Annotated in this window: 1 protein-coding gene; it reads left to right on the top strand. The window is 30.8% G+C overall.

The window, feature by feature from the left end; genetic code table 11:
* The coding region (locus B5E92_RS15275) for a transposase (RefSeq protein ID WP_204245298.1) at positions 1-646 on the top strand (646 nt) is incomplete at its 5' end.
* Positions 647-673: the final 27 nt, after the last annotated feature.

The following is a 673-nucleotide window of genomic DNA, read 5'->3' as shown; positions in this document are numbered from 1 at the left end:
ACCAACATATATACCATTTATGGAGAAATATTATCAGGCATATGGAGAATACCCGGAAAAAACACCAGCAGATGCCGGATATGGAAGTTATGATAATTACATGTTCTGTAAAAAACATGAGATAGATTTATATATGAAATATTCGGGATATTATAAAGAACAGGAAAAAAAGACAGAAAAGAATCAATTCAAGGTATCTCAAATGCGGCAGGAAGATGGAAGTTATGTGTGTCCACAGGGATATAAATTTGAATTTGTGAGAGAAACGATCAATACCAAAGGGCAATATAAGAAAGTAAATCAGATACTGGAAAATAAACATTGTAAAGGATGCCCGTTAAAATCAAAGTGTACAAAAAGCAAAGGCAACCGAAAAATAACAAATAATGAAAAATTAAATCAGATGAAGAAAGAAGTAAGAGATAATCTGGCTAGTGAAGTAGGAAAAGAATATATAAAATGGAGACAGATATATTCAGAAGGAGTATTTGGGATATTAAAGGAAGATCATCATTACTCAAAATTAAGAAGAAGAGGAGAATCTGGAGTCAAATTAGAAATAACGCTGGTCGCAATAGGATTTAATATTAGAAAATATCATAAAATGATGATGGAGAAGCGAAAAAAAGAAGCTCTAATTAATTAAAAAGATCCAAAAAGTCCTTGAAAAAAA

This window comes from Erysipelatoclostridium sp. An15 (assembly GCF_002160675.1).
Lineage (GTDB): Bacteria > Bacillota_I > Bacilli_A > Erysipelotrichales > Coprobacillaceae > Thomasclavelia > Thomasclavelia merdavium.
The sequence above is the reverse complement of the archived record's forward strand: the minus strand, read 5'-3'. Positions and strand labels throughout refer to the sequence as shown.